The organism is Streptomyces sp. NPDC006207 (assembly GCF_040613835.1).
GTDB lineage: Bacteria > Actinomycetota > Actinomycetes > Streptomycetales > Streptomycetaceae > Actinacidiphila.
On the sequence record NZ_JBEXSX010000024.1, the window covers coordinates 58118 to 70038 of the forward strand.

Here is an 11921-nt window from a genome sequence, read left to right on the forward strand (position 1 = left end):
GAGGTGCCGGGAAGGGCGATCGAAGCACGTCAAAGGCCGGATTCCGGGGCGAAGTCCGCACGGGCCCACACCCCCCGCACGCACCGGCACCGCCGCGCCTCTCCTCGTTCACCTTCCGTTCATCCAGACTCCGTACGGTCGCCACGCCACTGTCCGATCGAACGAATGCCTGGGTCAATGGAACACATCACGCTCCTGATCGGAATCGTGATCATTACCGCACTCGTGTTCGACTTCACGAACGGTTTCCACGACACCGCCAATGCGATGGCGACCACCATCTCCACTGGCGCGCTCAAGCCCAAGACGGCGGTGGCCATGTCCGCCGTGCTCAACCTCGTCGGCGCCTTCCTCTCCGTCGAGGTGGCGAAGACGATCTCCGGCGGAATCCTCGACGAGAGCGCGGGCATCAAGCCCGAGGTGATCTTCGCGGGGCTCGTCGGCGCGATCGTCTGGAACCTGCTGACCTGGCTGGCGGGCCTCCCCTCCAGCTCCTCCCACGCCCTGTTCGGCGGCCTCATCGGCGCCTCCGTCGCCTCCGCGGGCTTCAGCTCGATCAACGGTGACGCGGTCGTCATGAAGGTCCTGATCCCGGCCGTCTGCGCCCCCGTGGTCGCCGGTCTCGCCGCGATGCTGGCGACCCGCCTGACCTACCGCATCGGCCGCAACGCCGACCCGAAGGCGACCGCCAAGGGCTACCGGGCCGGGCAGATCGCCTCGGCCGGTCTGGTCTCCCTCGCGCACGGCACCAACGACGCACAGAAGACCATGGGTGTCATCACCCTCGCCCTGATCGCGGGCAACGTCGTCGCCCCCGACTCCGACCCGCCGCTGTGGGTCATCGTGTCGGCCGGCATGGCGATCGCGCTCGGCACCTTCATCGGTGGCTGGCGGATCATCCGCACCATGGGCAAGGGCATCACCGACATCCAGCCGCCGCAGGGCTTCGCCGCCCAGACCGGCGCCGCCACCGTCATCCTCGCCTCCTCCCACCTCGGCTTCTCGCTCTCCACCACGCAGGTCTGCTCCGGCTCCGTCATGGGCGCCGGTGTCGGTCGCAAGGGCGGCGTCGTCCGGTGGAGCACCGCGGGCCGCATGTTCGCCGCGTGGGGGCTCACCCTTCCGGCCGCGGGTCTGGTCGCGGCGGGCGCCGCGCTCCTGGCCGACCAGGGGGACCTGGGCGTCACCGCGGTCGCCGTCCTGGCACTCGCCGCTTGCGTCGCGATCTGGATCGCCTCGCGCCGCAAGCCCGTCGACCACACCAACGTCAACGAGGCCCACGGCGACGCCGAGGAGCCGGGCGTCATCACCACGGCGATCGCCGCCGTGATCCCGCCGCCCGCCGGCCTCACGGCCGCCACCGTCGACGCCGACCCCGCCCAGGCCCCCGCCTGACGGCGGTGCCGCACCGGCCCCGGAAGGAACCAGCATCATGCACATCGACTGGGCTGCCCTCGGCTCCGTCTTCGGCGTCAGCCTCGCCGTGACCATCGGACTCGTCGGCCTGTTCACCCTCGGCATCGTGGGCCTGTCCAAGCAGGGCGCGGCCACCGGCGAGGCGGGCAGCGGCTCCGCCGCCGGCTCGACCGCGCTGGCCCGCAGCGGCGCGTACCTGTGCTTCGCGCTGTGCGCGGCAGCCGTCGCGTACGGGATCTTCCTGATCGTCGCCTGACCCGCGGGTCACCGGGCCGCGTGCGCGCGGCCCGGTGTGAAGTTGACCTCAGCTCCCGGCTTTCCCGCCGTGAGCTGGGGTTTCTTCTTTTCCACAGACCGTCGCGGTGAGTTGACGGGCCGGAGCGGCGCGTGGTGGTATCGGAACCGCCAAACGGCGGCAGAGAGGAAGTCCGGTGCGAATCCGGCGCGGTCCCGCCACTGTCACCGGGGAGCGGACCCCCGCCCATGGCCACGGCCCCGTGAGGGGCTGGAAGGCCGGGGGTGCCGCCGATCCGGGAGCCAGGAGACTCTCGTCGCCGGTCACGTCGAACCAGGGCGCGGACCCTGAGTGAGGACTCCTGTGATGCGCGGCCCCGGCCGTTCACCCGACACCGGCGTCGCGGCGCCGTGCGCGTTCGCCACCGGTGCCGCCCTCGGCTGGCTCGCCGACCTCGCCCTCGCCGACCCGCGCCGCGGTCACCCCGTGGCGGTGTTCGGCAGCGCCGCCGCCGGCCTGGAACGTGCCCTGTGGCGCGACCACCGCGGCCGGGGCGCCTTCCACACGGCGCTGTGCGCGGGCGGCGCGGTGGCGGCCGCGGCCGGGCTCCAGCGTGCGGCACGCCGTTCCGGCCCCGCCTCCGTCGCCCTGACGGCGGCGGCGACCTGGGCCGTGCTCGGCGGGACCTCCCTGGTACGGGAGGCGCGCGCCATCGGCGCCGCCCTGTCCGCCGGGGACACCGAGGCGGCGCGCGGGCGGCTGCCCCATCTGTGCGGCCGCGACCCGCAGCCGCTGGACGAGGCCCAGTTGGCCCGGGCGGTCGTGGAGTCCGTCGCCGAGAACACCTCGGACGCCGTCGTGGGCGCCCTGGTGTGGGGCGCGCTGGGCGGAGTGCCCGGGCTGGTGGGCTTCCGGGCGGTCAACACCCTCGACGCGATGGTGGGCCACAAGTCGCCGCGGCACCGGCGGTTCGGCTGGGCGGCGGCCCGGCTGGACGACGTGGCCGGCTACCCCGGCGCCCGGCTGACCGCCGCGCTCGCGGTGCTGTCCGGGCCCGACCCCCGGGGGGCCTGGCGGGCCTGGCGCAGGGACGGCTCCCGGCATCCCAGCCCGAACGCGGGGCCGGTGGAGGCCTCGTTCGCAGGGGCGTTGGGCGTGCGCCTCGGGGGGACGCTTGCCTATGGCGGGCGGGTCGAGCACCGGCCCGTCCTGGGGGCGGGGAACCGGCCGGTGGAGGTACGGGACATCGAACGGGCGGCACGGTTGTCGCGACGGGTCGGCGCGCTGGCGCTGGCGGTCGCGGTGGGCGGGCGCCTGGCGTCGGGCGCGGTCGCCCGGAGGAGGAACGCATGAGGGGCGGGGGCCTGCTGGTCGCCGGGACCACGTCGGACGCCGGCAAGAGCGTCGTCACGGCGGGGATCTGCCGGTGGCTGGCGCGGCAGGGTGTGTCCGTGGCGCCCTTCAAGGCGCAGAACATGTCGCTGAACTCGTACGTGACGCGCGAGGGCGCCGAGATCGGCCGCGCCCAGGCGATGCAGGCCCAGGCGGCGCGCGTGGAGCCCTCGGCCCTGATGAACCCGGTGCTGCTCAAGCCCGGCGGGGACCGCACCAGCCAGGTCGTCCTGATGGGGCGCCCGGTGGGCGAGATGAGCGCGCGCGGCTACCACAACGGGAGCCGCGCGCAGCTGCTGGAGACCGTCACCGGCTGCCTGGAGGAGCTGCGCGGCCGGTACGACGCGGTGGTCTGCGAGGGTGCCGGCAGCCCCGCGGAGATCAATCTGCGGCGGGGCGACATCGTCAACATGGGCCTGGCGCGGGCCGCCAGGCTCCCGGTGGTCGTGGTCGGCGACATCGACCGGGGCGGGGTCTTCGCCTCGTTCTTCGGGACGACGGCGCTGCTGGCCCCCGAGGACCAGGAGCTGGTCTGCGGCTACCTGGTCAACAAGTTCCGCGGCGACGTGTCCTTGCTGGAGCCGGGTCTTGAGATGCTGCGCGGGCTGACCGGGCGCCGCTTCTACGGGGTGCTGCCGTACCGGCACGGCCTCGGCATCGACGAGGAGGACGGCCTGCGGATGTCGCTGCGCGGCACCGTCAGGGAGTCGGACACGGCGGCGCCACACGGTGAGGACGTCCTGCGGGTCGCCGTCGCGGCGGTCCCGCTGATGTCGAACTTCACCGACGTGGACGCGCTCGCCGCCGAGCCCGGTGTGCTCGTCCGCTTCGTCGACCGGCCCGAGGAACTGGCCGACGCCGACCTCGTCGTCCTGCCCGGCACCCGCGGCACGGTCAAGGCCCTGGAGTGGCTGCGGCAGCGGGGCCTGGCCGATGCCGTCACCCGCCGGGCCGCGCAGGGGCGCCCGGTGCTGGGGATCTGCGGCGGCTTCCAGATGCTCGCCGAGACGATCGAGGACGACGTCGAGTCCCGCGCCGGTACGGTCGCCGGGCTCGGCCTGCTGCCGGTGCGGGTCCGCTTCGCCGTGGCGAAGACCCTGGCCCGGCCCTCCGGGAAGGCGTACGGCGAACCGGTCGAGGGGTACGAGATCCACCACGGGGTCGCCGACGTCCGCGGCGGCGACGAGCCCTTCCTGGACGGCTGCCGCAGCGGCGCGGTCTGGGGCACCCACTGGCACGGCTCGCTGGAGAGCGACGGCTTCCGCCGCGCTTTCCTGCGCCGCGTCGCCCTGGCCGCGGGACGGCGCTTCGTCCCGGCCCCCGGCACCGCCTTCGGCGCGCTCCGCGAGGAGCAGCTGGACCGGCTGGGCGACCTGATCGAGGAGCACGCCGACACCGGCGCGCTGCTCCGCCTGATCGAGCAGGGCCCCCCTGCGGGGCTGCCCTTCGTCCCCCCGGGGGCGCCGTGAGCACCCCGTCGCGGCCCCGGAGCGGGGCCGTCCGTGAGCACCGCCGCAACGACCGTTCGACCCAGGAGGCCGCGTGAGCACCCCTTACCCCTTCACCGCGATCGTCGGGATGGCGGACCTGCGCCTGGCGTTGCTGCTGAACGCGGTCAGCCCGGCGGTGGGCGGTGTACTGGTGCGCGGCGAGAAGGGCACGGCCAAGTCGACCGCCGTACGGGCGCTGTCGGCGCTGCTGCCGCCCGTGGACGTCGTGCCCGGCTGCCGCTTCGGCTGCGACCCGGCGGCGCCCGACCCGGCCTGCCCGGACGGGCCGCACGGCCCGGACGCCGGCGCGGAGAGCCGGGCGGCGCGCATGGTGGAGCTGCCGGTCGGCGCGTCCGAGGACCGCCTCGTCGGCGCCCTGGACATCGAACGGGCCCTGGCGGAGGGCGTGAAGGCCTTCGAGCCCGGGCTGCTGGCCGACGCGCACCGCGGCGTGCTGTACGTGGACGAGGTCAACCTCCTCCACGACCACCTGGTGGACCTGCTGCTGGACGCGGCCGCCATGGGCGCCTCCTACGTCGAGCGGGAGGGCGTCTCCGTGCGCCACGCCGCGCGCTTCCTCCTCGTCGGCACGATGAACCCCGAAGAGGGCGAGCTGCGGCCGCAGTTGCTGGACCGCTTCGGTCTCACGGTGGAGGTCGCGGCGTCGCGGGAGACCGACGAGCGGGTGCAGGTCGTCCGGCGGCGCCTCGCCTACGACGCGGACCCGGCGGGCTTCGCCGCCGCCTGGCAGGCCGAGGAGCGGGAACTGCGCGAGCGGATCGCGGCGGCGCGGGCACTGTTGCCCGCGGTGTCGCTCGGCGACGGCGCGCTCCGCCAGATCGCGGCCACCTGCGCGGCCTTCGAGGTGGACGGGATGCGCGCGGACATCGTCATGGCGCGCACGGCGACCGCCCTGGCCGCCTGGGCCGGACGCACCGACGTGACCGACGCCGACGTACGGCAGGCCGCGCTGCTGGCGCTGCCGCACCGGCGCCGCCGCAATCCCTTCGACGCGCCGGGCCTGGACGAGGACAAGCTCAACGAGACCCTGGAGCGCAACCGCGCCGAGGACGACGACCCGGACCCGGACCCCGGACCCGGCCCCGACGGCGGCGGACCCGACGGCGGCGGCCGCCCGCCGCAGGGTGACGACGGCGCCCCCGACACCACCCCCGACATCGCCCCGCCCCGGGAGCCGGCGGACTCCGGTCCCCAGCCCGAGCCCTCGCAGGCGCCGCAGGGCGGCGTCGGGGAACGGGCCGCGGTGCCCGCGGCCGAGCCCTTCAAGGCCCGCACCCTGACCGTTCCCGGCCTCGGCGAGGGCGCCGCCGGCCGCCGCTCACGGGCCCGTACCGCGCACGGCAGGACGACCGGCGCCCGGCGGCCCCACGGCACCCTGTCCAAGCTGCACCTGGCCGCCACCGTGCTCGCCGCCGCCCCGCACCAGCGGGCGCGCGGGCGGGACGGCCCGGGCCTGGTGATCCGCCGGGACGACCTGCGCGAAGCGGTGCGGGAGGGTCGCGAGGGCAACCTGGTGCTCTTCGTCGTCGACGCCTCGGGCTCGATGGCCGCCCGGCAGCGCATGAGCGCGGTCAAGGGCGCGGTGCTGTCGCTGCTGCTCGACGCCTACCAGCGGCGCGACAAGGTCGGCCTGGTCACCTTCCGCGGCGCGACGGCGGAGCTGGCGCTGCCGCCGACCTCGTCGGTCGACGCGGGCGCGGCACGCCTGGAGAAGCTGCCCACCGGCGGCCGCACCCCGCTGGCCGCCGGGCTGCTGAAGGCGCAGGACGTGCTGCGCGTGGAGCGGCTGCGGGACCCCTCGCGCCGCCCGCTGCTGGTCGTGGTCACCGACGGCCGGGCGACCGGCGGGCCCGAGCCGGTACGCACGGCCGCGCGGGCCGCACGGCTGCTGGCGGCCGAGGGCACCGCGTCGGTGGTCGTCGACTGCGAGTCCGGGCCGGTGCGCCTGGGGCTCGCGGGCGAGCTGGCCCGCGAACTGCACGGCACCGCCGTGACGTTGGACGAGCTGCGCGCGGACAGCGTCGCGGCACTGGTACGGGACGTACGGAGGGCCGCGTAATGCCGCAGGGACAGCCGAGTGTGGTGCCGCAGGACGGTCTGACCACGCGCCAGCGCCGCAACCGGCCGCTGGTGATGGTGCACACCGGCACCGGCAAGGGGAAGTCGACCGCCGCCTTCGGCCTGGCGCTGCGGGCCTGGAACCAGGGCTGGCCGGTCGGGGTGTTCCAGTTCGTCAAGTCCGCGAAGTGGAAGGTCGGCGAGGAACGGGCGCTGCGCGTGCTCGGCGCCTCCGGCGAGGGCGGCACCGTCGCCTGGCACAAGATGGGCGAGGGCTGGTCCTGGGTCCAGCGGGACATCTCGGAGAGCGAGGACGCCGCGCGCGAGGGCTGGGAGCAGGTCAAGCGCGACCTGGCCGCCGAGACCTACCGGCTGTACGTGCTGGACGAGTTCGCCTACCCGCTGCACTGGGGGTGGATCGACACCGACGAGGTGGTCTCCGTGCTCCGTGACCGGCCCGGCACCCAGCACGTCGTCATCACCGGGCGCAACGCCCCGCAGCCGCTGCTGGACTTCGCGGACCTGGTCACCGAGATGGGCAAGGTGAAGCACCCGATGGACGCCGGCCAGAAGGGCCAGAAGGGCATCGAGTGGTAGCCAGGATCGTCGTCGCGGCCCCGGCCTCGGGGAGCGGCAAGACCACCGTCGCCACGGGTCTGATGGCCGCCTTCGCGGAGGCCGGGCTCGCGGTCTCCCCGCACAAGGTGGGCCCCGACTACATCGACCCCGGCTACCACGCGCTGGCCACCGGCCGCCCGGGCCGCAACCTGGACGCCTACATGTGCGGCCCGGAGCGGATCGCGCCGCTGTTCCTGCACGGCGCGCGGGGGGCCGACCTGGCCGTCGTGGAGGGCGTGATGGGGCTCTTCGACGGCGCCTCCGGGATGGGCGAGCTGGCCTCCACCGCTCATGTGGCGAAGCTGCTGCGGGCACCGGTGGTGCTGGTGGTGGACGCCTCGTCGCAGTCCCGTTCGGTGGCGGCGCTGGTGCACGGCTTCGCCTCGTGGGACCCGCAGGTGCGGGTCGCCGGCGTCATCCTCAACAAGGTCGGATCCGACCGGCACGAGGAGCTGCTGCGCGACGCCCTCGACGGCGCCGGCGTGCCCGTGCTGGGCGCGCTGCGGCGCGACACGGCGGTCGGCACGCCCTCCCGGCACCTGGGTCTGGTCCCGGTCGCGGAGCGGCGCGCGGACGCCGTCGACGCCGTGCGGGCCCTGGCCGCCCGGGTGCGGGAGGGCTGCGACATGGAGGCGCTGCTGGCGCTGGCGCGCAGTGCTCCCCCGCTCACGGACGAGCCCTGGGACCCGCGGGATGCGGCGGCCGGTCCGGCGGCGCCGGGCGGACGGCCGGTGGTCGCGGTGGCGGGCGGGGCGGCGTTCACCTTCTCGTACGCCGAGCACCTCGAACTGCTCGCCGCGGCGGGGGCGGAGGTCGTCACCTTCGACCCGCTGCGCGACGACCACCTGCCGCCCGGCGCCGCGGGGCTGGTCATAGGCGGCGGCTTCCCCGAGATGTACGCCCACGAACTGTCCGCCAACGAGCCGCTGCGCAAGGCCGTCGGCGCCTTCGCCGGGCCCGTGACGGCGGAGTGCGCGGGCCTGCTCTACCTCGGGCGGGAACTGGACGGACGTCCCATGTGCGGGGTGCTGGACACCACGGCCCGCATGTCGGACCGGCTCACCCTGGGCTACCGCGAGGCGGTCGCGATCGCCGACAACGCGCTGGCGGCCGCCGGGACGCGGGTGCGCGGCCACGAGTTCCACCGCACCGTCGTGGAGCCCGTCGCCGGGGCCACCCCCGCCTGGGGACTGATCCGGCCGGAGCGGCGCGTGGAGGGCTTCGTGCGGGGCGGCGTCCACGCGTCGTACCTGCACGTCCACTGGGCCGCCGAGCCGTCCCTGGCACGGCGGTTCGTCGCCTCCTGCGCGGGCGGCTCGGGCGCGGCCGCGTGAGCGTCGTCGTCGGCGTCGGGGCGGGCCGCGGGGTGGCGGCGGCCGAAGTGCTCGCGCTCGTGCGGTCCGTGCTCGCCGAGGCCGGGGTGCCGGAGCCGTCCGTCACGGCGCTGGCGACCGTGGACGGCAAGGCCGGTGAGCCGGGTCTCGTCGCGGCGGCGGCGCGGCTGGGCGTCCCCCTGGTGACGTACGACGCGCGTACGCTGGCCGCGGTCGACGTGCCGAGCCCCTCGGCCGCCCCGCTGGCCGCGGCCGGCACGCCCTCCGTCGCGGAGGCGGCCGCGCTCGCCGCGGCGCCCGGCGGCGAACTGCTGGTGCCGAAGAGGAAGTCCGCCCCCGGGAGCGGTACGGCGAGGGCGACCGCGGCCGTGGCGCGGCACCGTACGCCCGATCCCGGCACGGACAGCAGGCACGGCACGCACGGCACGACGGAGGAGAAGGCACCGTGAGCAACCCCCCGCCCGAGGACGTGCTGGAGCGGCGCGTCGACGCCGCGCTGGGCGGCGGCCGCCGTACGCCGCTGGATCTGGCGGCGACCATGGTGCTGCTGGTCGGCGCCGGTTCCCCCGAGGCCGCCGGCAACGCCGAAGTGGCCCGCACCGCGCGGCTGCTGTGGGAGGGCCGGGGCTACGCGGGCGTGGAGACCGCCTTCCTGACGACGGCGGCGCCGGACGTGCCCGCGGGCCTGGAGCGCTGCGCACGGCTCGGAGCCCGGCGGATCGTCGTGCTGACCTGCTTCCCGGCGGACGCGGCCCTGGAGGAGCGGGTCCGGCAGCAGGCGGAGGGTTGGGCCGAGGCGCATCCCGAGGCCGACGTACGGCACGCGCCGCCCGGCGACGCCGGGGCCGTGCGGCAGGAACCCGGCGAGTGCGACCACGACCTGCGGCACCACGGCGACGCCGAGGTCCGCGACGGCGGCGGGGACCTGACGGACCTGGCCGTGAACGTGCGCGCCGGAACACCGCCCCGGTGGCTCAAGGAACGCCTCGGCGCCACCCTCGACGGGCTGGCCGGCTACCCCGACGACCGCGCCGCGCACCGGGCGGTCGCCGCCCGCCACGGCCGACCCGTGGAGGAGGTGCTGCTCACGGCGGGTGCCGCGGAGGCGTTCGTCCTGCTGGCCCGCACCACCCGGGCCCGCCACGCGGTGGTCGTGCACCCGCAGTTCACGGAGCCGGAGGCGGCGCTGAGGGATGCCGGGCACCCCGTGCACCGCGTCGTGCTGCGCGCGGAGGACGGCTTCCGCCTCGACCCGCGCGCGGTGCCCGACGCCGCCGACCTGGTCGTCGTCGGCAACCCGACCAACCCCACCTCCGTGCTGCACCCCGCGGCGGACCTCGCCCGCCTGGCCCGGCCGGGCCGCACCCTCGTCGTGGACGAGGCGTTCATGGACGCGGTGCCCGGTGAGCCCGAGAGCCTCGCCGCCCGCCGCGACCTGCCCGGCCTGGTGGTGCTGCGCAGCCTCACCAAGACCTGGGGCCTCGCGGGCCTGCGGGTCGGCTACGTCCTCGGCGACCGCGAGCGCGTGGCGGCGCTGCGCCGCGCCCAGCCCCTGTGGGCGGTCTCCGCGCCCGGCCTCACCGCCGCCGAGGCGTGCAGCGCCCCCGCGGCCCTCGCGGAGGCCGAAGAGGCGGCCCGCCGGATCGCCGACGACCGCGCCCACCTGCTGCGCCGGCTCGCCGAGTTCGACGCCGTCGAAGTCGCCGGTCCGGCGCACGGCCCCTTCGTCCTGCTGCGCCTGCCCGGAGCGGCCTCCGTCCGTGAACGCCTGCGCGACCTCGGCTTCGCCGTCCGCCGCGCCGACACCTTCCCCGGCCTGTCCCCCGACTGGCTCCGCCTCGCCGTCCGCGACCCCGCCACGACCGACCGCTTCGCGGCCGCCCTGTCGAAGGCGCTCGACGGCTGAGGCCCTGGCGGGCGGACCCGTTCCGACCCCGACACCCCGCCGGGGGAACCCGGCCTCCGTCAGGGCGCAGGAGCCGGAGGTGACCTCCGCTCCGGACCGGTGTCCGATTCACCGATCCGGCCGGCCAGGGAACGCAACGCCTCGGCGGACGGTGAGCCGGGTGGGGCCATGCACACGTACAACCACTGGTCCGGGTCACCGGGGAACACGAGGGTCTCGTAGTCGAGGACGAATTCCCCGAGCAAAGGGTGCCGACAGCGCCTGGTGCCGTGGGAGAACACCTCCACGTCATGCGCCGACCACCACCGGCTGAAGTCGGCGTCCGCGGCCGACAAGTGGCCGATCAGCTCGGTCAGACGCGTGTCGTCCGGATTCTGACCCGCGTACAGGTGCAACCCCGTCACCACCATGCGGGCGGCCATGTCCCAGTCGATGAACAGTTCACGTGCCGCAGGATCGAGAAATACGAACCGCGCCAAATTACGTTCACGGACCGGCATGGCGTCGAAATCGACGAATAGCGCCCGGGCCATCCGGTTGACGGCGAGGACGTCCATCCGGCCGTCCAGGATCATGGCAGGGCTGTCCGCGAGAACCTCGAGCAGGGCGTACGCGCCCGGACGCACTCTCCGCGGAACCTCCGGCTGGCTGGCCCTGACCACGGACTGCGGCCTGGCCAGGTTGAACAGGTGCGCACGCTCGGCGTCGTCGAGCTGCAGAGCCCGGGCCACGGCCTCCAGCACCGCCTCCGAGGCGTTGGCCACCCGTCCGCGTTCCAGACGGATGTAGTAGTCCACGCTCAATCCGGCCGAGAACGCGACCTCCTCGCGACGAAGTCCCGGAACACGCCGACTGGCCCCCGGCGTGACCCCGGCCTGCTCGGGAGCCACCCGGGCGCGCCGCGAACGCAGAAAATCGCTCAGTTCCTTGTTGTCACCCGAACCGGACGCCGCTTTGGCCATATGCCAAGGCTAACGCTCTGCGCACCACCCCGGCAAAATCACGGTTCCCACCACGCCAATTCCCTCTCACTTCAATGCATTGTTTCGAACAATAGCCGTCGAGGGCGTTTCCCGAAAAGGCCCCCGCCCCAGTGGTCACCCGGCGATCGGCAGGGGGCCTGCCAGTACCCGCACCAGCAGACCACCGTCCAGGAGAGCCTGCCTGACCGCCCTCAGGCACCTCTCCGGCTGGTTCGCTGGAATTGCACGAAGATCGGCTTTTCCCGCGCCGCACACCTGAACGGATGCCGTCCGCCACGGCGTCGGCCCCCTGCGTCTCAGGCTCATCAAGCACCAGGTCCTGACCTGCGAAGTCTTCGACAGCGGCAGTGGCCACCCGCGCCTGCGCCACGCTCGCGGCGTCGACGAGCACGGCCGGGGCCTCTTCATGATCGCTCAGCTGTGCCACAGGTGGGGCTTCCGGTCCGCGACCGGCGGCAAGCTCGTCTG

The 11921-nt window shown here is 75.1% G+C and carries 10 protein-coding genes, 1 pseudogene and 1 riboswitch; of the genes and pseudogenes, 10 read left to right on the forward strand and 1 reads right to left on the reverse strand.

Translation table 11 applies throughout. The features are described 5' to 3' along the window. The first annotated feature begins 177 nt into the window (after positions 1 to 177). The 10 genes and pseudogenes from ABZ312_RS20775 (at position 178) to cobC (ending at position 10470) form a co-directional block, all read left to right on the forward strand. The gene (locus tag ABZ312_RS20775; protein ID WP_499511152.1) at positions 178 to 1395 is read left to right on the forward strand and encodes an inorganic phosphate transporter; all 1218 of its coding nucleotides are present in this window, start codon (positions 178 to 180) and stop codon (positions 1393 to 1395) included. Between the two features lie 37 nt (positions 1396 to 1432). Beyond that, on the forward strand, positions 1433 to 1672 hold the full coding sequence (locus ABZ312_RS20780) for a hypothetical protein (RefSeq protein WP_500327331.1): 240 nt from the start codon (positions 1433 to 1435) through the stop codon (positions 1670 to 1672). 165 nt (positions 1673 to 1837) lie between these two features. Next, positions 1838 to 1963: riboswitch (cobalamin riboswitch) on the forward strand. Between the two features lie 54 nt (positions 1964 to 2017). Continuing rightward, positions 2018 to 3004 carry a cobalamin biosynthesis protein gene (locus ABZ312_RS20785; RefSeq protein WP_500438425.1) on the forward strand — a complete coding sequence of 329 codons (987 nt, stop codon included), beginning with the start codon at positions 2018 to 2020 and terminating at the stop codon, positions 3002 to 3004. Continuing rightward, complete coding sequence (locus ABZ312_RS20790; RefSeq protein ID WP_500438427.1) at positions 3001 to 4512, forward strand: cobyric acid synthase; 1512 nt, start codon at positions 3001 to 3003, stop codon at positions 4510 to 4512. Before ABZ312_RS20785 ends, ABZ312_RS20790 begins: the two co-directional genes overlap by 4 nt. Before the next feature lie 73 nt (positions 4513 to 4585). Beyond that, positions 4586 to 6613, forward strand: coding sequence for a putative cobaltochelatase (locus ABZ312_RS20795; protein ID WP_500438429.1), 2028 nt, complete (start codon positions 4586 to 4588; stop codon positions 6611 to 6613). Then, on the forward strand, positions 6613 to 7209 hold the full coding sequence (gene cobO / locus ABZ312_RS20800) for a cob(I)yrinic acid a,c-diamide adenosyltransferase (protein WP_499511157.1): 597 nt from the start codon (positions 6613 to 6615) through the stop codon (positions 7207 to 7209). Before ABZ312_RS20795 ends, cobO begins: the two co-directional genes overlap by 1 nt. Then, positions 7203 to 8564, forward strand: a complete 1362-nt coding sequence (locus tag ABZ312_RS20805; protein WP_500438430.1) for a cobyrinic acid a,c-diamide synthase CobB — start codon at positions 7203 to 7205, stop codon at positions 8562 to 8564. The genes cobO and ABZ312_RS20805 overlap by 7 nt, the downstream gene beginning before the upstream one ends. Beyond that, entirely contained in the window at positions 8561 to 9013 is a 453-nt protein-coding gene (locus ABZ312_RS20810) for a cobalamin biosynthesis protein (protein WP_500438432.1), read from the forward strand. Before ABZ312_RS20805 ends, ABZ312_RS20810 begins: the two co-directional genes overlap by 4 nt. Before the next feature lie 89 nt (positions 9014 to 9102). Further along, positions 9103 to 9336 (forward strand): annotated as a pseudogene (locus tag ABZ312_RS20815) (CbiX/SirB N-terminal domain-containing protein); the annotation flags it as partial. Between the two features lie 75 nt (positions 9337 to 9411). Continuing rightward, complete coding sequence (gene cobC / locus ABZ312_RS20820) at positions 9412 to 10470, forward strand: Rv2231c family histidinol phosphate aminotransferase CobC (RefSeq protein ID WP_500327427.1); 1059 nt, start codon at positions 9412 to 9414, stop codon at positions 10468 to 10470. A 59-nt stretch (positions 10471 to 10529) separates the two neighbouring features. On the opposite strand, the gene ABZ312_RS20825 is transcribed toward cobC, so the two are convergent. Further along, entirely contained in the window at positions 10530 to 11432 is a 903-nt protein-coding gene (locus ABZ312_RS20825; RefSeq protein WP_500327322.1) for a helix-turn-helix transcriptional regulator, read from the reverse strand. Positions 11433 to 11921 lie beyond the last annotated feature (489 nt).

What these genes read in the sequence shown, in the direction of transcription:
- ABZ312_RS20775 (WP_499511152.1), top strand. Translation starts at nt 178, where the DNA reads ATGGAACACATCACGCTCCTGATCGGAATCGTGATCATTACCGCACTC.
- cobO (WP_499511157.1), top strand. Translation starts at nt 6,613, where the DNA reads ATGCCGCAGGGACAGCCGAGTGTGGTGCCGCAGGACGGTCTGACCACG.
- ABZ312_RS20780 (WP_500327331.1), top strand. Translation starts at nt 1,433, where the DNA reads ATGCACATCGACTGGGCTGCCCTCGGCTCCGTCTTCGGCGTCAGCCTC.
- ABZ312_RS20785 (WP_500438425.1), top strand. Translation starts at nt 2,018, where the DNA reads ATGCGCGGCCCCGGCCGTTCACCCGACACCGGCGTCGCGGCGCCGTGC.
- ABZ312_RS20790 (WP_500438427.1), top strand. Translation starts at nt 3,001, where the DNA reads ATGAGGGGCGGGGGCCTGCTGGTCGCCGGGACCACGTCGGACGCCGGC.
- ABZ312_RS20825 (WP_500327322.1), bottom strand. Translation starts at nt 11,432, where the DNA reads ATGGCCAAAGCGGCGTCCGGTTCGGGTGACAACAAGGAACTGAGCGAT.